Genomic DNA, 17,991 nt, shown 5'->3' on the forward strand with positions numbered 1-17,991 from the left:
GCGGCCGACTTCGGCCACACTGCAGGGAGTCCGGACAGGGGGAGAGGGTTCATCTCATGGCGATGACCGGTGTGGTCAAGGACGAGCTGAGCAGGCTGCAGGTGCTGAAGCCCTGCTGCCGCAAGGCCGAGGTCTCGACGCTGCTGCGCTTCGCGGGCGGCCTGCACCTGGTGAGCGGCCGGATCGTGGTGGAGGCCGAGATCGACACCGGGGTCGCCGCGCGGCGGCTGCGCCGGGACGTCGCCGAGGTGTTCGGGCACGGCTCGGAGGTCGTGGTGCTCGCGCCGAGCGGGCTGCGCAAGGGCAACCGCTACGTCGTGCGGGTGTTCCGCGACGGCGAGTCCCTGGCCCGCCAGACGGGCCTGATCGACAACAACGGCCGTCCGGTGCGGGGGCTGCCCCGGCACGTGGTGGCGGGCGCGGCGTGCGACGCCGAGTCGGCGTGGCGGGGCGCGTTCCTCGCGCACGGGTCGCTGACCGAGCCGGGCCGGTCGATGTCGCTGGAGGTGACCTGCCCGGGCCCGGAGGCGGCGCTCGCGCTGGTCGGCGCGGCCCGTCGGCTCAAGATCCACGCCAAGGCGCGCGAGGTGCGCGGGGTGGACCGGGTGGTCGTCCGCGACGGCGACGCGATCAGCGCGCTGCTGACCCGGCTCGGCGCCCACGACAGCGTGCTGGCCTGGGAGGAGCGGCGGATGCGCCGCGAGGTCCGCGCGACGGCCAACCGCCTCGCCAACTTCGACGACGCGAACCTGCGACGGTCGGCGCGGGCGGCGGTCGCGGCGGGCGCGCGGGTGGCGCGGGCGCTGGAGATCCTCGGCGAGGAGGCCCCCGAGCACCTGGTGAGCGCGGGGCGGCTGCGGCTGGAGCACAAGCAGGCGTCGCTGGAGGAGCTGGGCCAGCTCGCCGACCCGCCGCTGACCAAGGACGCCATCGCGGGCCGCATCCGGCGGCTGCTGGCGATGGCCGACAAGCGCGCGAGCGACCAGGGCCTCCCGGGCACCGAGGCGAACCTGACCGCGGACATGCTCGCCCCCTGACCTCGGCCGACGGCGGGGCGTGCCCCGGGCGGTCGCGGCGCTACCCGGCGCCGGGGCCGCCGGTCGGGCTCTCGAGTCCGTGGCGCGCCTGCGCGAGGTGATCGCTCATGGCCTTCGCCGCGCCGTCGGCGTCGCCCGCGCGCACGCGCTCCAGGATCGTCGCGTGGGCTTCGACGATGCTCGCCAGGTTGCCCCCGGAGGAGACCCAGCCGCTCCAGACGCGGCGGCGCAGTCGGTGCAGGAGGGGCTGGAGCGCGTCCAGGGTCAGGCTGAACATGTCGTTGCCGGAGGCGCGGGCGAGGGCCGCGTGGAAGGCGATGTCGGCGGCGTGCAGCGCTTCGTCCCCCTCGACGGAGCGCAGGTTCCGCAGCGCCTCGTCCAGTTCGGCCAGGGCGTCCTCGTCGCGGTTGGCGGCGGCGAGCCGGGCGCTGCCGACCTTCCGCGCTGCGGGCGCAACTTCGAGTACCACGGCGAGGACCCGCTGCTGTCCGGGATCATGGTGGCCGGGGAGCTGGCCGGCACCCAGGAGACCGGCGTGATCGCCACGGTCAAGCACTACGCGGGCAACTACCAGGAGACCGGGCGGTTCACGATCAACACCGTGATCGACGAGCGCGCCCTGCGCGAGGGTGAACTGCTCGCGTTCGAGATCGCCGTCGAACGGTCCGGGGTCGGCGCGGTCATGTGCTCCTACAACCGTCTCAACGGCCCCTACGCCAGCGAGAGCCGGTACCTGCTCACCGACGTCCTCAAAGACGAGTGGGGGTTCCAGGGCTGGGTGATGTCGGACTGGGGCGCCGCGCACAGCACCGAGGCGTCCGCGAACGCCGGGCTCGACCAGGAGTTCCCGCTCAACCGCTGGTTCGGCGCGGCCCTGGGCCGGGCGGTCGCCGACGGCCGGGTGCCGACGGCGAGGCTCGACGACATGGCGCGCCGGATCGTGCGCACCATGGCCCGCGTCGGGCTGCTGGACGCGTCGCCCGTCCCGGACTTCGACGCGGCGGAGAGCTACCGCGTCTCCCAGCGGATCGCGGAGAACGGGATCGTCCTGCTGGCCAACGAGCGGGGACTGCTGCCGCTGGATCCGGCGGCCGAGCACCGTGTCCTCGTCGTCGGCGCGCACGCCGACGTCGGCGTGCCGAGCGGCGGAGGCTCGTGCGCCGTCGATCCGATCGGCGGCAACGCCGTGCCCGTCGATCTGCCGCCGGGCCAGCTCCCCGTCATGCAGCCGATCTGGGTGCCCTCGTCCCCGCTGGAGGCGATCCGGGAGGAGTTTCCGCGGGCGGCGGTCTCGTTCGCGGACGGCTCGGACGTCGACGCGGCGACCGGCGCGGCCCGGGACGCGGACGTGGTCGTGGTGTTCGCCGACCAGTGGACCTGTGAGCACTACGACGTCGAGGACCTGAGCCTGCCGCGCGAGCAGGACCGGCTGATCGACGCGCTCGCGGCCGTGAACGACTCGGTGGTCGTCGTCCTGCAGACCGGCGGTCCCGTCCTCACTCCCTGGGCCGGGCGCGTCGGCGCCGTGCTCGAGGCGTGGTACCCGGGCCACCGCGGCGGCCCGGCGATCGCCTGGGTGCTCAGCGGGGCGGTGAACCCCTCGGGGAAGCTCCCCGTCACCTTCCCCTTCTCCGCGGACGACCTGCCGACCTCGATCGTCCCGACGAGCCAGCCCATCGAGATGACCGGGATGGCCGACCCCGCGGTGGACTGGTCGCCGGCGACGGCCTTCGACGTGTCCTACGACCACGCGCTGACGTCGGGCTACAAATGGTTCACCGGCGACCGCCGTCCGGCGTTCCCGTTCGGGTTCGGCCGGTCCTACACCACGTTCGAGATCGGCGGCCTGTCCGTCGACCCCGAGAACCTGACCGCGTGGGCCGACGTCCGCAACACCGGAGACCGGGCCGGCGCCGAGGTCGTCCAGCTCTACGCCCAGCTTCCCGACACGCTGGGCCCGTGCCCGCGCCGGCTGGTGGGCTGGGCGAAGGTCCACCTCGCCCCCGGGGAGTCCACGCGGGCGCGGATCGACCTGGAGCGACGACTCCTCGCGGTCTGGGACACCGCCTCGCGCGGCTGGCGGCGCCCCGCCGGGCAGGCCGTGTTCGACGTCGGATCCTCCAGCGCCCACGTGGCGGACTCGGCGCGCGCCTCCCTCTGAGCCTCCCGCAACGCGTTCCCCTCGACACGCCGATTCGGCGCGTTCCACCCCCGGCCCGTCGGCCGACGGCGCATGGACGGCGTTCCGCGGTCCAGCGTCCGCGCGCGTCCCCGCGGTGCGCCGCCCTTCCGAGATCGAGATGAGGACACCGTGACCGGAACCGAGAACCTCCCCCTCCCCGACCCCTCTTCCCCCTCCGCGCCGCCCGGCACGACCGCCGACGGTGAACGGGCGATGCGACCGCTGTTCGTGCGTCGTACGTCCTGGCCCAGATGGCGCTCTGGATCGGGCTGCTCACGCCGGTCTCGGTGACCCTGGCCCTGCGGGTCGCCGACCTCACGTCCGCCGACAAGGGCGCCTGGCTCAGCCTGACCATCGGCGCCGGGGCTCTGCTGGCCGCCGTCGCGGGCCCGGTCTTCGGCTACCTGTCGGACCGGACCCGGGCGCGGATCGGACGGCGTCGCCCCTGGCTGATCGGCGGCATGCTGGTCAGCGTGGCCGGCACGGTCATCCTGGTCGCCGCGCCGAACGTGGTCGTCCTGGTCGTCGGCTGGTGCGTCGCCGCGCTCGGTTTCAACGCCGCCCAGGCCGCGATGTTCGCCGTGCTCCCCGACCACGTCCCCGCGCGCCACCTCGGCCGCGTGTCGGGGCTGCTCGGGCTCACCATCCAGGCCGCCGTCCTGGTCGGCACCTTCCTCGTGCAGGCCGTGCCCGCGCGGAGCCCCGCCGCGCTTCTCCTTCCGACGGCCATCGCCGTCGTCTTCGTCGGCGGGTTCGTCGTGGTCCTCCCCGACCGACCGGCGCGGGCCGTGTCCGACGTGGGACGCGGTCTGCTGACGCTGTTGCGGGCCTACCGGTTCAGCCCGCGTCGGCACCCGGACTTCGCCTGGGCGTTCGTCAGCCGCTTCCTGCTCATGCTCGGCCTGTCCTACCTGCTCACCTACCAGGTCTACTACCTGACCGACGAGCTGGGCTTCTCCGCCGACGACGTCGCGCGCGCCGTGTTCGGCGCGATGGCCGTCAACGCGACCGTCACGATCATCGTCTCGGTGGCCGGCGGCTGGTTGTCGGACCGCGTCGGACGGCGCAAGCCCTTCGTGGTCGCGGCGGCGGTGATCGCCGCCGCCGGGCTCCTGATCGTCGGCACGGCCCCGACCTACACCCGGTTCCTCGTCGGCATCGGCGTCGGCGCGTTCGGGACGGGCCTGTACATGGCGGTGGACCTGGCCCTGGTCGCCGCCGTCCTGCCCGACCCCGACGACAGCGCGAAGGACATGAGCATCTTCAACATCGCCAACGCCTTCCCCCAGTCGCTCGCGCCGAGCATCGCCCCGCTGTTCCTCCTGGCCGGAAGCGGGGACTACACGCCGGTGTTCGTCGCCGGCGCGGTCTTCATGGTCTGCGGCGCGATCGCGATCAAACCGATCCGCGCCGTGCTCTGACCACGGCCGGAAACGGCGAGGTGACGGCCCCTGCCGCCGGGGGCCGTCACCTCCCCGGATGTTCCGCGCCGGGAACGGACCCGCTCAGCGGCGCGCGTCGCCGCGCAGCACGCGGTGGACGAGGTCGTCGCGGAACTGCCCGTAGCCGGTGTCGGCCCAGACGCTGCGTTCGGGCGGCACCTCGAAGTACGGGACGGGACGTCCGTCCCGGTCGTCCAGCAGCCAGTCGGGGGAGCGGCGTTCCTTCACGGCCCGCGCGCACGCGTCGCAGCACCGGACCCGGAGCCTTCGCCGGGTGCCGAGCGGTCGCCAGTCCACGGTGACGGACCCGTCGCCGTGCAGCGGGTGGAAGAAGCACAGCGGCACGGCGGGGATCTCGCGTCCGCCCGCGGCGAGCGCGGTGGCGGACGCGAGCGCGTCCCGGCCCTGGTCGACGAGGACGAGCACCCCGGCGAGGTCGGGCACGCCGGACGCGGCGTCGAGGGTCTTCCCGGCGGCCTGGTAGGCGTCGAGCGCGCGGGTGAGCAGCGCGCGGGGCCGGTCCGCCCCGCCCGCGACGGTCGTGGCGTCCAGGTCCTCGCCGAACGCGATGACCTCGCGGGACGCCTGCGTGCGCAGCTCGTCCTCGTCGGCCTTCCCGGCGGTGGCGAACACGGCGCGGGGGAGCAGCAGGCCGTCGCCGGGCCGCCGCGCCGCGGCCATGCGCCGCCGTCGCCAGACCAGCAGCCCGGCGACGGCCGCGACCGCGACGCCCGCCGCGCCTGCCGTGACGGGCAGGACCGGGAGCCCGTCGTCCGCGGTCTCTTTGGCGGGCTCGCTCCGCCGGGCCCGCCGGCTGATCTCGGCGCTCAGCCGCTCGTACTCGCGTTTGCCGGTGCCCGCCGTGATGAGGCGGGCGAACGCGGTGAGGCGGGTGGACAGGGACGCGTCGTCCATCCGCCGGTCGAAGTTGACGGCCCAGGCCGACTCGCGCGCCGCGTGGGGGCTCTCCCACTTCCGGTCGTCGTCGTTCCCCGTCCATTCGCGGGCGGTGAGGGTGTCGGCGTTTTCGTCGATGCCGACGAAGACGCCGTCGCGTCCCAGCCGGTCGTGGACGACGGTGAGGAGCTGGTCGCCGTCCGCCCACGTCCCGCCGCGCACGATCGGGACGATCACCGCGTACACCGGCACGGGAGCGCGGCGCAGCGTCGCGACGAGCCGGCGGCGGTCCGCCACGGGCAGCGCCGGGGCCAGCGACGGATCGACGTACACGGGCGAGCGCCGCAGCGCCGCCGCGATCCGCTCGCCGGGGGACGGGCTAGTCGACACCGAGGGACTCCAGGACGAGAGGGGACAGGGGCGTGCGGGCACCGTACGCGGCGTCCCGCCACAGCCCGGGGACGTCGTGGTGGGGCTGGGCGCCCGCCGGGCCGGGGACGTGCAGCACCCGGCTCCGCAGCGTCGCGGTCGACGCCTTGGCGCACGAGCCGCACAGCGCCCGCCGCCCCCGCCCGCCGACGTCCGTCCGCCGGTGCTCGGCGGACGCCCCGTGCAGCGGGTTGATCCAGCAGGGCGGCGGCGGGGACGCGACGTTCCGGTCGAGCGCCTCCCGGCCCTGCCGGGCGAGCACGATCACGCCGACGAGGTCGATCGCGCGCGCCCGGTCGTCGGCGACGTCGTCGAGCAGGATCTGGGCGGCGTCGTAGGCGCCGGTGGCGAAGTCGAGCCCGCGGTTCTCCCCGCCGTCCGCGCCGAGCGCCGCGCGCAGCGCCGCCACGTCCCGGCGGGCGGTGCGGCGCAGCCACCGCGCGCCCGGCCGGACCGGACCGCCGGACCGGACGGCCGAGCGGGGCCGGGCGCGCCGGGCGACCAGCGCCGCCGCGATCCGCCACAGGGCGTACAGGACGAGCGCCCCGAACGGTCCGGCGAGCAGCAGGCCGGTGAGGAACGGCGCGCGGAACTCGGGTCCGTCGGCGGGCACCAGGTCGTCCTCGTGGCCGAAGGCCGGCGGGCTCTCGATGCCCGTGGTCGTCTCGGGCGGGACCGCCGCGCCGTTCCGGGCGCGGTCCAGCCGGCGGACCAGCCGGTCGGCGAGTCCGGCGAACGGCCGGCGGAAGTCGGGTTCGGGGTCGTCTAGGGACGGTGTTTCGAGGTCGCGCGAGAGGTCGCGGGGGACCCGGAACCCGGCGGCGTCCACCCGGCCGGACGTGTCGGCGATGAGGTAGAGCCCGTCCCGTCCCGTGCGGTCGCGCAGTTCGGCGAGGAAGGCCCGGTCGTCGCCCGCCGACTCCGCGTCGGACGGGTTGGGGATCACGACGACGTACACGGGCGTGCCGAGCGCCCGCGCGGCGGCGGCCGTCGCCGCGCGGACCCGGCGGCGGTCGGCCGCGCCGATCCAGGGCGCGAGGTCGGGGTCGACGAACACCGGGTCGCGGGCGAGCGCCGCGCCGACCCGGTCCAGCCGGTGGTACGCGTACGCCGGGAACGGCGCGGCGGGCGGGGACGGCGCGGCCCCGGCCGGGACGACGGGAAGCGCGCCGAACGCCAGGGCCGCGAGGACGGCCGTACTCCGCGCCCTCATCGGCGCGCCCGCCGACGTCCCCGCCGATGTCGGACGAGCACCGCCGCCACGATCCCGCCGCCGAGCGCCGTCCCGGCCGCGAACGTCCACCCCTCGACCCGCGCGGTGTGGCGCTCGGCGGCGTCGCGGCGCTCCAGCGCACGGCGGAGCCGCGTCTTCGGCACCGGACGGTTCCCGGCGCGCAGCCGCTCGGAGACGTCTCCGGCCAGCGCCACGTCCACGAACCGCTCGACGACCGCGACCGCCCCGGCGTCGGACGGCAGTTCCACCGCGGCGGCGGTCAGCGTGTGCTCCGGAACGGTGACGGGTCCGGTGCCGTACTGGCGGGCCGCGCCGAGCGGTCCGTCCACCGAGACGATCAGGTAGACGCCGTCGCGGCCGAGCCGGTCGTGGACGAGCGGCAGCAGGTCCGCGGCGTCGACGCGCCCCGGCAGCGGCGGCTCGACCGCGACGTAGACGGGCTCGCGCAGCCGCGCCACGGCCGCCCTGATCCGTGTGGCCGCGTCGGCGGGAAGGGCGCGCGGGGCGTGGTCGGTCACCTGGACCGGGTCGCGCCGCCACAGCGCGGCGAGCCGGTCGGCGCGCGCGGCGGCGATCCGGCGGTCGTCGGTCCCGTCGGCCCGCGCGGGGGTCGCCGCGGTCGGGATCGTCAGCCCCAGGATCAGGACGAGGAGTCCACGCCGCATGGGTCGGAAGTGTACGGGTATTTCGGTCAGCCGTTCCGGGGGCGGCGACCGGGACCGGTGATCACCCCGCGTGATCACCACCACTTTTCCCGACGGCGGTCCAACCTCGGGCACTCAACTACATACAGGAACAAATGCGACGATGCGTGCGCTGTGGGTCACATACGGCCCGGTGGCGGCGGGGAGCCCGCTGAATGGTCTAGACACAAAGGTCTAGACCCCCGGGGGTGACAGTCCGATCCCCCAGGTGGGGGAGGGGGCTTCACCCCCCGATATCCCTCGCCTCCGGTGTCGGGGAGCGGCCGGGTCATTCGGTAGGGTCGGGCGGGGAACACCCCGTGCGAGCACGAGACCGCACGCCGTGGGCAGCCCGGCGACACCGGGCGTGACGACGTTACGACGACGCAAGAGGAGAGCCGTTCCGTGACCATCCGAGTAGGCATCAACGGGTTCGGCCGGATCGGCCGAAACTTCTACCGCGCCGTCCTGGCCAGCGGGGCCGACATCGAGGTCGTGGCGGTGAACGACCTGACCGACAACGCCACGCTCGCCCACCTGCTGAAGTACGACAGCATCCTCGGCCGCCTCGGCCGCGACGTGCACGCGACCGACGACTCCATCGCCGTCGGCGACGCGATCATCAAGACCTTCGCCGAGCGCGACCCGGCGAACCTCAAGTGGGCGGACGTCGGCGTGGACGTCGTCGTCGAGTCCACCGGCTTCTTCACCGACGCCACCAAGGCCAAGGTGCACGCCGACAACGGCGCCAAGAAGGTCATCATCTCCGCCCCGGCCAAGAACGAGGACGTCACGATCGTCCTCGGGGTCAACGACGACGCCTACGACCCGGCCGCGCACACGGTGATCTCCAACGCGTCCTGCACGACCAACTGCCTCGCGCCGATGGCCAAGGTCCTGAACGACACGTTCGGGATCAACAAGGGCCTGATGACGACGATCCACGCCTACACCCAGGACCAGAACCTCCAGGACGGCCCGCACGGCGACCTGCGCCGCGCCCGCGCCGCCGCGCTGAACCTCGTCCCGACCTCCACCGGCGCCGCCAAGGCCATCGGCCTGGTCCTGCCGGAGCTGAAGGGCAAGCTGGACGGCTACGCGGTCCGCGTCCCGATCCCGACCGGCTCGGCCACCGACCTGACGGTCGAGCTCGGCCGCGAGGCCACCGTCGAGGAGGTCAACGGCGCGCTGAAGGCCGCGGCCGAGGGCCCGCTCGCCGGGATCCTCACCTACACCGAGGACCCGATCGTCTCGTCCGACATCGTCACCGACCCGTCGTCGTGCATCTTCGACGCGGGCCTGACCAAGGTCATCGGCAACCAGGCCAAGGTCGTCGGCTGGTACGACAACGAGTGGGGCTACTCCAACCGCCTCGCCGACCTCGTCAAGCTCGTCGGCGCCCAGCTCTGACCGACGTCCCCCGCCGTGGCCGTGCCCCGCACGGCCACGGCGGCCGTGTCTCCGGGGGCCGTGCGCGCGGCGGTGCGCGCCGCCCCGCCGTGTCCACCGGGGGCGACCCCCGACGGAAGGAAACGCCTTGCCGATGCGCACCATCGACGATCTCGACGTCGCCGGGAAGCGGGTGCTCGTCCGCGCCGACCTCAACGTGCCGCTGGACGGCGGCGCCATCACCGACGACGGCCGCATCCGGGCCAGCCTGCCGACGATCGAGGCGCTGCGCGCGCGGGGCGCGAAGGTCGTCGTCTGCGCCCACCTCGGCCGTCCCAAGGGCGAGGTGAAGCCCGAGTTCTCGCTCGCGCCGGTCGCGGCGCGGCTCGGCGAGCTGCTCGGCGCGGACGTCCCGCTCGCCGCCGACACCGCGGGCGAGTCGGCCCGCGCGCTCGCCGCCGGACTCGCCGACGGCCAGGTCGGGCTGCTGGAGAACCTGCGCTTCGAGGCCGGGGAGACCAGCAAGGACGACGCCGAGCGCGGCGCGTTCGCCGACCGCCTCGCCGCCCTCGCCGACCTCTACGTGGGCGACGGGTTCGGCGCCGTCCACCGCAAGCACGCCAGCGTCTACGACGTGCCGCAGCGCCTCCCGCACGCGGCGGGCGGTCTCATCGCGACCGAGGTCGACGTGCTGAAGCGGCTCACCGAGGACGTCGAGCGGCCCTACGCCGTCGTGCTCGGCGGCTCCAAGGTCTCCGACAAGCTCGGCGTCATCGACAACCTCCTGGACAAGGCCGACCGCATCCTCATCGGCGGCGGCATGGTCTTCACGTTCCTCAAGGCGCAGGGCCACGAGGTCGGCAAGAGCCTCCTGGAGGAGGACCAGCTCGACACCGTCCGCGCCTACCTGGAGCGGGCGCGGGCCAACGGCGTCGAGTTCGTGCTGCCGGTGGACGTCGTCGCGGCCACCGCGTTCGCGGCCGACGCCCAGCACGACGTCGTCGCGGCCGACGCGATCCCCGCCGACCGTCTCGGCCTGGACATCGGCCCCGAGTCCGGCAAGCTGTTCGCCGACCGGCTCGCCGACGCCCGGACGATCTTCTGGAACGGCCCGATGGGCGTGTTCGAGATGGCCCCCTACGCGGGCGGCACCCGCGCCGTCGCGCAGGGCCTCGTCGACTCCGGCGCGTTCACCGTCGTCGGCGGCGGCGACTCGGCCGCCGCGGTGCGCGGGCTCGGCTTCGACGAGGCCGCCTTCTCCCACATCTCGACCGGCGGCGGCGCCAGCCTGGAATACCTCGAAGGCAAGACGCTGCCCGGCCTGCTGGCTCTGGAGGACTGACCCCGATGGCCCCGAAGAACGCTTCCGCCCGCAAGCCGCTGATGGCCGGGAACTGGAAGATGAACAACAACCACCTGGAGGCCATCGCGCTCGTCCAGAAGCTGGCGTTCGGGCTCAAGGAGGCCGACTACGACGCGGTGGACATCGCCGTCCTGCCGCCGTTCACCGACCTGCGCTCGGTGCAGACGCTCGTCGACGCCGACAAGCTCGACCTGGCCTACGGCGCCCAGGACGTGTCCCAGCACGCGTCCGGCGCCTACACCGGCGAGGTGTCGGCCGCGATGCTCGCCAAGCTCGGCTGCTCCTACGTCACCGTCGGGCACTCCGAGCGGCGCGAGTACCACCACGAGGACGACGCGCTCGTCAACGCCAAGGCGCGCGCCGCGCTCGGCGCCGAGATCACGCCGATCGTGTGCGTGGGGGAGCGGCTGGAGGTCCGCGAGGCGGGCGAGCACATCGCGCACTGCGTCGCGCAGGTCGACGGCGCGCTGCAGAAGATCACCGCCGAGCAGGCCGCCGGGCTCGTCATCGCCTACGAGCCGGTCTGGGCGATCGGCACCGGCAAGACCGCGTCCGCGCAGGACGCCCAGGAGGTCTGCGCGGCGATCCGCGCGCGCGTCGGCGAGCTGTACGACGGCGACACGGCCGCGCGGATCCGTATCCTGTACGGCGGGTCGGTCAAGGGCGCGAACATCGCCGGGATCATGGCCCAGCCCGACGTGGACGGCGCGCTGGTCGGCGGTGCCAGTCTCGACCCCGGCGAGTTCGTCAAGATCTGCCGGTACCGGGATCTTCCGGCCTGATCCGAACGGATTGATTCGGTCTGTCCCGGGGGTTCTTACCGAACCAGGCGCCCGTTCGTCGTACCCTTCGTACCTGACGGGCAAACGCCCGGCTCGACGCTCGTCCGCATCCGAGAACGCCCCGCCCCGGCGGGGGCGACCCAGAGAAGGCGCTGAACTGTGATCATCGCAACGTCCATCGTGCTCATCGTCGCGAGCCTGCTGATGGTGGTCCTCGTCCTGATGCACAAGGGCAAGGGCGGCGGGCTGTCCGACATGTTCGGCGGCGGCATCTCGTCGTCGCTCGGCGGTTCGTCGGTCGTGGAGCGCAACCTGGACCGCCTGACCATCGGTCTCGGGATCATCTGGCTGGCGTCGGTCGTGGTGCTGGGCCTGCTGTTCAAGAGCAAGGGCGCCTGACCGGCCGCCGAGAGACATGCGAGCGCCGCGGCTCCGTCGGGCGGACGGACGCGGCAACACTGAGCGAGGAGTAGTCCGTGGGTAGTGGCAACGCGATTCGGGGCAGCCGTGTCGGTGCCGGGCCGATGGGAGAGGCCGAGCGCGGCGACGCGGCCCCCAGGGTCTGGGTGACCTTCTACTGCGCCAACCGGCACGAGACCCGGCCGAGCTTCGCGACGGACGTCGCGGTGCCGGAGACGTGGGACTGCCCGCGCTGCGGCTTCCCGGCCGGGCAGGACAAGGACAACCCGCCGGCGCCGCCGAAGACCGAGCCCTACAAGACGCACCTCGCGTACGTGAAGGAGCGCCGCAGCGACGAGGACGGCGAGGCCATCCTGGAGGAGGCCCTCGCCAAGCTGCGGGAGAAGCGCGCCGCGGTGAAGCGCGCGCTGGAGGCCGCCGGACGCGGCTGAGCGACGAGCCCTGCGGGGCCCGCGGGAGGGAGCGCCCCTTCCGCGGGCCCCGTTCGCGTCTTTCCGGGGGTGCGCGCGTCCCGCTAGGCTGGACGGCAACGCGACTGGCGCAGTCAAGGTGGATCCGACCACCGGGAAGCGAACCGTCCGCACACCGCGCGCCTGGGTGTACGGGTCCCCACGCCGGGGCCTCGTACCGTCCCGGCGGCGAAGCAGCGGAGGCGTCCATGCACCAGCCGTCCCTTCCCCATCTGCAGGGCCAGGACCCGAGCGTCGCCGGGCTGGTGGAGGCCGAGGCCCGCCGGCAGTTCGAGAAGATCCGGCTCATCGCGTCGGAGAACTACGTGTCGCCCGCCGTGCTGGAGGCGACCGGCTCGGTCCTCACCAACAAGTACTCCGAGGGGTACGCGGGCCGCCGCTACTACGAGGGCCAGCAGAACGTCGACCCGCTGGAGCAGCTGGCCATCGAGCGCGCCCGGACGCTGTTCGGCGCCGAGCACGCCAACGTCCAGCCCTACTCGGGGTCGCCGGCCAACCTCGCCGTCTACGCAACGTTCCTGGAGCCGGGCGACACGGTGCTCGGCCTGTCGCTGCCGATGGGCGGCCACCTCACGCACGGCTGGACGGTGTCGGCGACCGGGAAGTGGTTCAACGCCGTCCGCTACGAGGTCCGCCGCGACACCGGCCGCGTCGACATGGACCAGGTGCGCGAGCTGGCGCTGAAGGAGCGGCCCAAGCTGATCTGGTGCGGCGGGACCGCGCTGCCCCGGACGATCGACTTCCCGGCGTTCGCCGAGATCGCGCGCGAGTGCGGCGCCGTCCTCGCCGCCGACATCGCGCACATCGCCGGGCTCGTCGCGGGCGGCGCGCACCCCTCGCCCGTCGGGCACGCCGACGTCGTCACCACCACCACGCACAAGACGCTGCGCGGGCCGCGCGGCGCGATGATCCTCACGACGGACGAGCACGCGAAGGCGGTCGACCGGGCCGTCTTCCCCGGCCTTCAGGGCGGCCCGCACAACCACACGACCGCCGCCATCGCCGTCGCGCTCGCCGAGGCCGCCCGGCCCGACTTCGCCGACTACGCGCGGGCGATCGTCGCGAACGCCGTCGCGCTGGCGGACGCGCTGCTGGAGCGCGGCTACGACCTCGTGTCCGGCGGCACCGACAACCACCTGATCCTCATCGACCTGACGAACAAGGGCGTCGCCGGCAAGCCCGCCGCCCGCGCGCTGGACGAGGCGGGCATCGAGCTGAACTACAACGCCGTCCCGTTCGACCCGCGCAAGCCGTTCGACCCGTCCGGGCTGCGCCTCGGCACCGCCGCGATCACGACGCGGGGCCTGACGCCCGACCTGATGCCGCGCGTCGCGGAGTGGTTCGACGAGGTCGTCGTCGCGGCGGGCAAGGGGGACACGACCGTCGCCGACCGCGTCGCCGCCGAGATCCGCGACCTCATGGCCGCCTATCCGATGCCGGGCTGGGCGCCGCTCGGCTGACGCAGCACGCTGATCATCCGCCAGGCGGCGGCGTCGGTGACGGGCACGTCGCCGAAGTCGCCGTACTGGGCGGCGATCTCCAGCCGTCCCGACAGCCGGACGGCGGCGGCCAGCTCCGTCGCCGTCCAGAACCGGTAGGGGACGACGTCGCGGATCGTGCGCGGCTCCGCCCCGGACTCGATCGTCATGACGACGCGGTCCGGGGCGATCTGCGTGACGGGGTCCAGGACGTCCTCGCGCCCGCCCCAGCGCACCGACGCGCGGACGCCGTCGCGCTCGACCGTCCACGCGGTGCCGACGCTCGGGTCGCCGAGCCGGTCGCGCGGGTGCGACATCTCCACGACGTACAGGCCGCCGGGCGCCAGGTGCTCGGCGGCGCGGTCCAGGTGGGCGACGAACGCGTCCAGCGTCATGAGGTGGGACGTCGAGTCCAGCATCGTCACGACGAGGTCGAACCGGCGGCCGAGCGCGAACGCGGTCATGTCGCCGCGCACGACGTCCACCGCGACGCCCTCGCGCGCGGCCCGCTCGCGCGCGTACGCGCACATCGCCGGGTTCAGGTCGAGCGCGGTTGCGGCCACGCCCCGGCGGGCGAACGCGCGGGCGTGCTCGGCCGGTCCCGCGGCGAGTTCCAGCACCGACCCCGGCGCGCCCGCGCCGTGCCGCCGGCACCAGGCCAGGACCGCGTCGACCTCCGGTTCGACGTCGCGGAAGGAGCAGGCCAGCTCGTAGGCCCAGGGGTCGTCATAGATGCCGGTCACCCCGCAATCCTGCCAGGGCGCGCGCGGGCGCCCGGCCGTCCAGCCGCAGCCGGATCTCGACCACGGCCGGCTCCTCGGTGCGCAGCGTCCGGCCGCCGAGCGCGGTGAGCAGCCGCCGCATCGGGGCGTTCTCGCTGAACGTCGTCGCGCGCAGCTCGACCAGGCCCCGGTCGCGGCCGAGTTCGGCGAGCATCCGGGTGAGCAGCCGGCCGAGGCCCCGGCCCTGCCAGGCGTCCTCGACGAGGAACGCCAGCTCCGCGACGCCCGGTTCGAGGACGTGGATCAGGTGGGCGAGCGCGAGCACCGACCCGTCCGGGCCCTCGGCGACGAGCGTCAGCCCGTGCCACGGCTCGCAGAACCGCTCGATCGCGCGACGCGGCAGCGACGGCTTGGCGCTGAAGTAGCGCATCCGCCGCGTCTCCAGCGAGCAGCGGTCGTGCATCGCGGTGATGGCCTCGACGTCGCGGGTCTCGACCGGCCGGACGACGACCGCCGTGCCGTCGCGCAGCACCACCCGGCGGGACGCGGGCAGCGGCCCGGCGGCGGGCAGCACCGCCCGGACCATCGCGTCGGCGCGGGCCGCCTCGGTGGTCGTGAACGGCAGCCCGGGCCGGCGCACCAGCACGGCGCGCCGCTGCCCGACCGGCACGACGAGCGCGGCGGGGTCGTCGTCGGCCTCGACGGACGTGGACCAGCGGGCGTCCTGCGCGCGCAGCAGCTCGGCGAGGACGTCCGGCAGCGTGTGCGGCTCGGCGCGCAGCCGGGCGGCGAGGACGAGCGCGCGGGTCGTCTCGTCCACCAGCTCGCGCGGCCGGGCGGGGGCGACGGCGGTGCGCAGCGCGCCCGCGCCCGCGAGCGCGCGGCCGAGGTCGTCGGCCGCCGTGGCGCCGCCCGGGACGTCGACGATGAACTCGTCGACCACGCCGTCGGCGCCGAGCTGGACCGAGAGCCCGAGGATGTTGGCGCCGCGCCGGGCCAGCGCGGCGGTGAGCAGGGCCAGCCGGCCCGGACGGTCCTCGATCTCGGCGCGGACGCGCAGCAACGGCATGGGAACGTTCCTTCCGGTGACGGTGAACGTGTACTGACTCACCTTGACCGTGAGGTGTTACGGATTCGCTACGCGGCCGTGAGCTGATGGTTTCACATACCGGACAAGGGCTTGAGCGCCCGGCCTCCAGCGCCTAGCGTGCAAGGGGTGATCGAGCCTCTGCGCGATGGCCGTCCGGATCAGCACCCCGACGGCGGGCGGCTGCCCGCCTTGCGTCCCGCACTCCTCAGCGAGGAGCAGCGCGACGTCTACACCGCCATCACGGAGGGGCCGCGCGGGGACCGTGCCGCGCCGTTCGCCGTGGCCGACGAGGAGGGCAGGCTGCACGGCCCGTTCAACGCCATGCTCTACAGCCCGCACGTCGGGATGCCGCTGCAGGAGCTGGGCGCCGCGCTCCGCCACCGCACGGCGTTCACCCGGCGCGAGCGGGAGATCGCGACGCTCGTCGTCGCCGAGCACTGGCGGTCGGACTTCGAGTGGTACGCGCACGAGCGGCTCGGCCGCAGCGCCGGGCTCACCGAGGCCGAGCTGGACGCGCTGCGCGCGGGCCGCGCGCCGCTGCTGGCCGACGTCCGCGAGCGCGTGGTGTACGAGGCGGCCCGGCAGCTCGCCGCCGACGGCGACCTCGGCGACGCCGTCCACACCGAGGCCATCGCGGCGCTCGGCCGCGCGGCGCTGGTCGAGCTGGTGACGCTCGTCGGCTATTACGCGGGGCTGGCGCTGCAGATGCGCGTGTTCCGGACGGGCGTCCCGGCGGGGGAGAAGGCGCCCGACTGGCCGGCCCGCGATGCGTGACGTCGATGCGTGACGTGCTGCGCACGGCCCGGCTGACGCTGACGCCCGTGAGCATGAGCGACCGCCGCCGGCTGCTCGCGCACTGGACCGGGCCGCTCGTCCGGCCGCACCTGTTCGGGGCGCGCGGCGTGACCGGGCCGGAGGTCACCGAGATCATCGCGGCCAGCGAGCGCGGGTTCGCGCTGCACGGCTACGGCCTGTGGACGCTGCGCCCGGCCGGGGGCGGGCCGCTGCTCGGCGTCGCCGGGCTGCGCGCGCACGGCGACGGCGCCGCCGAGATCGTCTGGAGCCTGGAGCCCGACCGGTGGGGTCGCGGGCTCGCCGAGGAGGCCGCCGGGGCGCTGCTCGGCCACGCGTTCACCGCGACGGGCCTGCGCCGCGTCACCGCCGAGGTCGACGGGGCGGTGACGGCCGAGGTCGCCGGACGGCTCGGGATGCGCCGCGTCCGGCACGACCCGGACGGCGCGGTGCACTTCGCCGCCGACCGCGCGGACACCGGTCACGCCGACAGCATCGCCTCGATCTCCCGTGCCGGGGTGGCGCCCGCGATCATCTCGCCGCTCTCGAACACCAGCGTGGGCGTCGAGACGATCTGAAGCTCCTCGGCGGCCAGCCGGAGCCGGGCGAGCGGCGTGTGCGGGTCCGGGTCGTCCGGCGGCGGCGTCTCGTCGGTCATCCACGCGTACCAGGCGGCGGCGCGGTCGGGCGCGGCCCAGATCCGCCGGGCCGTGTCGTCGGACCCCGGATAGATCTCCAGCGGCAGCAGCAGCGTGTGGACGGTCACGTCCCCGACGCGCGACAGTTCGTCGCGGACCAGCGCGCGCGTGTTCGGGTCGCGCGGGTCGCCGAACAGCGCGAGCCGCCGCGACCCGTCGCCGCGCACGTCGGTGAAGGCCAGGTCGAGCGGCAGCTCGCCGAACCGCACATCCGCCATGTCCGATCCCCCCGAAGTCGGTACCCGGGGGATGTACCCGGCTCGTGCGGGCGGGAATCTCCGCAGGTCAGCGGCGCGTCTCAGCGGCGCACGTGGGCGATGGCGGCGGCGCGGTCGCGCACGAACTCCTCGGGGTCGCCCGCGGCCATCCCGGCGATCTTCCCGCCGAACTGGCCGTAGCCGCTGTAGGACGCGGCGAACAGCGCGGCGTACCGGATGCGGGCGTCCCCGTCGGCGAGCGCGGCGGCGATCCGGCGGTGGACGTCGTCGTCGAACTCGTGGGCGGCGAGGCCGAGGCGCAGCAGCGCCTGGCCGCGGGCGCGGGCGTCGGGCGCGTCGTCCACCGCCGCGCACAGCTCCTTGACCGTCCACGCGTCCAGCGCCTCGGCGGCCTGCGCGGCGACGGCCTCCACCGCCTGGCGTCCGCCCGCCAGCCGGTAGTGGCCGATGCCGAACATCGCGTCCTCGCCGTAGTGCAGGGCGGGGCCGTCCGCCTGCCAGGTGACCCGGCCGTCGGTTCCGGTGGCGCGGTCGCGTTCGGTGACGCCGGTCATGGGCCAGCGCAGGAGCTGCGCGAGGGCGTCCACGTCCTCGACCGTCGTTCCGGGGCGGAGCACGCGCCGCGGCGTCTGGAAAAGATCACTGCTGGGCATGCGGGGCATTGT

At 74.6% G+C, this 17,991-nt stretch carries 19 protein-coding genes and 1 riboswitch; of the genes, 11 read left to right on the forward strand and 8 right to left on the reverse strand.

Features of this window, described 5'->3' with window-relative positions:
* Positions 1-56 precede the first annotated feature (56 nt).
* Entirely contained in the window at positions 57-1,037 is a 981-nt protein-coding gene (gene whiA / locus GQ466_RS26605) for a DNA-binding protein WhiA (RefSeq protein WP_161105794.1), read from the forward strand.
* Positions 1,038-1,077: 40 nt separating this feature from the next.
* On the opposite strand, the gene GQ466_RS32055 is transcribed toward whiA, so the two are convergent.
* A complete protein-coding gene (locus GQ466_RS32055; RefSeq protein ID WP_161105795.1) occupies positions 1,078-1,506 on the reverse strand; it encodes an FCD domain-containing protein in 429 nt (142 codons plus the stop codon).
* A 27-nt stretch (positions 1,507-1,533) separates the two neighbouring features.
* Here GQ466_RS32055 and GQ466_RS26615 point away from each other — a divergent pair, with 27 nt between their 5' ends.
* On the forward strand, positions 1,534-3,198 hold the full coding sequence (locus GQ466_RS26615; protein ID WP_237418416.1) for a glycoside hydrolase family 3 C-terminal domain-containing protein: 1,665 nt from the start codon (positions 1,534-1,536) through the stop codon (positions 3,196-3,198).
* Between the two features lie 272 nt (positions 3,199-3,470).
* Positions 3,471-4,640, forward strand: coding sequence for an MFS transporter (locus GQ466_RS26620; RefSeq protein WP_161105797.1), 1,170 nt, complete (start codon positions 3,471-3,473; stop codon positions 4,638-4,640).
* An 84-nt stretch (positions 4,641-4,724) separates the two neighbouring features.
* On the opposite strand, the gene GQ466_RS26625 is transcribed toward GQ466_RS26620, so the two are convergent.
* Genes GQ466_RS26625 through GQ466_RS26635 form a run of 3 tightly spaced genes read right to left on the reverse strand, consistent with a single transcriptional unit; the run spans position 4,725 to position 7,886 of the window.
* On the reverse strand, positions 4,725-5,948 hold the full coding sequence (locus GQ466_RS26625; RefSeq protein ID WP_161105798.1) for a hypothetical protein: 1,224 nt from the start codon (positions 5,946-5,948) through the stop codon (positions 4,725-4,727).
* Complete coding sequence (locus GQ466_RS26630; protein ID WP_161105799.1) at positions 5,938-7,200, reverse strand: hypothetical protein; 1,263 nt, start codon at positions 7,198-7,200, stop codon at positions 5,938-5,940. Before GQ466_RS26630 ends, GQ466_RS26625 begins: the two co-directional genes overlap by 11 nt.
* On the reverse strand, positions 7,197-7,886 hold the full coding sequence (locus GQ466_RS26635; protein WP_161105800.1) for a hypothetical protein: 690 nt from the start codon (positions 7,884-7,886) through the stop codon (positions 7,197-7,199). The genes GQ466_RS26630 and GQ466_RS26635 overlap by 4 nt, the downstream gene beginning before the upstream one ends.
* Positions 7,887-8,309: 423 nt before the next feature.
* On the opposite strand from GQ466_RS26635, the gene gap reads away from it, so the two are divergent.
* The 6 genes from gap (at position 8,310) to GQ466_RS26665 (ending at position 13,788) form a co-directional block, all read left to right on the forward strand.
* Positions 8,310-9,314, forward strand: a complete 1,005-nt coding sequence (gene gap, locus GQ466_RS26640) for a type I glyceraldehyde-3-phosphate dehydrogenase (protein ID WP_161105801.1) — start codon at positions 8,310-8,312, stop codon at positions 9,312-9,314.
* A 133-nt stretch (positions 9,315-9,447) separates the two neighbouring features.
* The gene (locus GQ466_RS26645; protein WP_161105802.1) at positions 9,448-10,635 is read left to right on the forward strand and encodes a phosphoglycerate kinase; all 1,188 of its coding nucleotides are present in this window, start codon (positions 9,448-9,450) and stop codon (positions 10,633-10,635) included.
* 5 nt (positions 10,636-10,640) lie between these two features.
* Positions 10,641-11,438: a triose-phosphate isomerase gene (tpiA, locus tag GQ466_RS26650; protein WP_161105803.1), complete on the forward strand. Its 798-nt coding sequence runs from the start codon at positions 10,641-10,643 to the stop codon at positions 11,436-11,438.
* A gap of 159 nt (positions 11,439-11,597) precedes the next feature.
* Complete coding sequence (secG, locus tag GQ466_RS26655) at positions 11,598-11,837, forward strand: preprotein translocase subunit SecG (protein WP_103566814.1); 240 nt, start codon at positions 11,598-11,600, stop codon at positions 11,835-11,837.
* Positions 11,838-11,914: 77 nt separating this feature from the next.
* On the forward strand, positions 11,915-12,289 hold the full coding sequence (locus GQ466_RS26660; RefSeq protein ID WP_161105804.1) for an RNA polymerase-binding protein RbpA: 375 nt from the start codon (positions 11,915-11,917) through the stop codon (positions 12,287-12,289).
* Between the two features lie 90 nt (positions 12,290-12,379).
* A riboswitch (ZMP/ZTP riboswitch) is annotated at positions 12,380-12,464 on the forward strand.
* 52 nt (positions 12,465-12,516) lie between these two features.
* A complete protein-coding gene (locus tag GQ466_RS26665) occupies positions 12,517-13,788 on the forward strand; it encodes a serine hydroxymethyltransferase (protein ID WP_161105805.1) in 1,272 nt (423 codons plus the stop codon).
* Here the strand turns inward: GQ466_RS26665 and GQ466_RS26670 are convergent.
* Together GQ466_RS26670 and GQ466_RS26675 are read right to left on the reverse strand one after the other, a co-directional pair.
* Positions 13,755-14,549 (reverse strand): methyltransferase domain-containing protein, encoded by a 795-nt coding sequence (locus tag GQ466_RS26670; protein ID WP_161105806.1) that lies wholly within the window; start codon positions 14,547-14,549, stop codon positions 13,755-13,757. The genes GQ466_RS26665 and GQ466_RS26670 overlap by 34 nt on opposite strands.
* The gene (locus GQ466_RS26675) at positions 14,533-15,597 is read right to left on the reverse strand and encodes a GNAT family N-acetyltransferase (RefSeq protein WP_161105807.1); all 1,065 of its coding nucleotides are present in this window, start codon (positions 15,595-15,597) and stop codon (positions 14,533-14,535) included. The genes GQ466_RS26670 and GQ466_RS26675 overlap by 17 nt, the downstream gene beginning before the upstream one ends.
* A 147-nt stretch (positions 15,598-15,744) precedes the next feature.
* On the opposite strand from GQ466_RS26675, the gene GQ466_RS26680 reads away from it, so the two are divergent.
* Positions 15,745-16,392 carry a carboxymuconolactone decarboxylase family protein gene (locus GQ466_RS26680; RefSeq protein WP_161105808.1) on the forward strand — a complete coding sequence of 216 codons (648 nt, stop codon included), beginning with the start codon at positions 15,745-15,747 and terminating at the stop codon, positions 16,390-16,392.
* Positions 16,393-16,397: 5 nt separating this feature from the next.
* The gene (locus GQ466_RS26685) at positions 16,398-16,988 is read left to right on the forward strand and encodes a GNAT family N-acetyltransferase (protein ID WP_161105809.1); all 591 of its coding nucleotides are present in this window, start codon (positions 16,398-16,400) and stop codon (positions 16,986-16,988) included.
* Here the strand turns inward: GQ466_RS26685 and GQ466_RS26690 are convergent.
* Positions 16,892-17,326: a DsbC family protein gene (locus tag GQ466_RS26690; protein ID WP_161105810.1), complete on the reverse strand. Its 435-nt coding sequence runs from the start codon at positions 17,324-17,326 to the stop codon at positions 16,892-16,894. The genes GQ466_RS26685 and GQ466_RS26690 overlap by 97 nt on opposite strands.
* An 80-nt stretch (positions 17,327-17,406) precedes the next feature.
* Positions 17,407-17,979, reverse strand: a complete 573-nt coding sequence (locus GQ466_RS26695) for a hypothetical protein (RefSeq protein ID WP_202421175.1) — start codon at positions 17,977-17,979, stop codon at positions 17,407-17,409.
* Between the last annotated feature and the right edge of the window lie 12 nt (positions 17,980-17,991).

Source organism: Actinomadura rayongensis (assembly GCF_009831215.1).
Lineage (GTDB): Bacteria > Actinomycetota > Actinomycetes > Streptosporangiales > Streptosporangiaceae > Spirillospora > Spirillospora rayongensis.